Annotated in this window: 1 protein-coding gene; it reads right to left on the bottom strand. The window is 42.7% G+C overall.

The window, feature by feature from the left end; all coding sequences use genetic code 11:
* On the bottom strand, positions 1-272 hold a 272-nt coding region (locus tag J5M66_RS26720; RefSeq protein WP_207817556.1), incomplete at its 3' end, for a DUF2628 domain-containing protein.
* Positions 273-429: the final 157 nt, after the last annotated feature.

The raw sequence follows: 429 nt of genomic DNA, 5'->3' as shown, positions 1-429 counted from the left end.
ACATTTAGCTGAATAAATGACCATCCCGCCACCGAATAGACGATGCTATCTAAGAATCGCTTACGGTATAACAGCCAAGGAAACGTCATCAAAAACCCTGCCCAATGCCACTTAGGCGTCAATCGCCCTGCCTTATCAAACTGGGCAAAACGCTTGAGATAATATGCCTGCGAGCGATTGCCGATAAAGGCTTTGTCATACATCAGACGCTGTTTATCAGTTAGCTGTGGCTGCCAAAATGGCGGCGGTGATGTTTTTTCAAGAAATAACATGGCGATTAGGGATTATCCATTGGTTGTGTTCACTTTTTGAGGTTTTCACTTTTTGGGGTTTTCACTTATAATAGCCGAATTTTATCACAACCACCCTTTATCACACCAACTACGATTTTGCAAATGATGACACATCAAGACACCCAAACTTCTGAGA

Source organism: Pseudomonas sp. 67(2021), assembly GCF_017491835.1.
Taxonomy (GTDB): domain Bacteria; phylum Pseudomonadota; class Gammaproteobacteria; order Pseudomonadales; family Pseudomonadaceae; genus Aquipseudomonas; species Aquipseudomonas atacamensis.
Note: the sequence above shows the minus strand (reverse complement) of the source record. Positions and strands in the feature narration are given on the sequence as shown.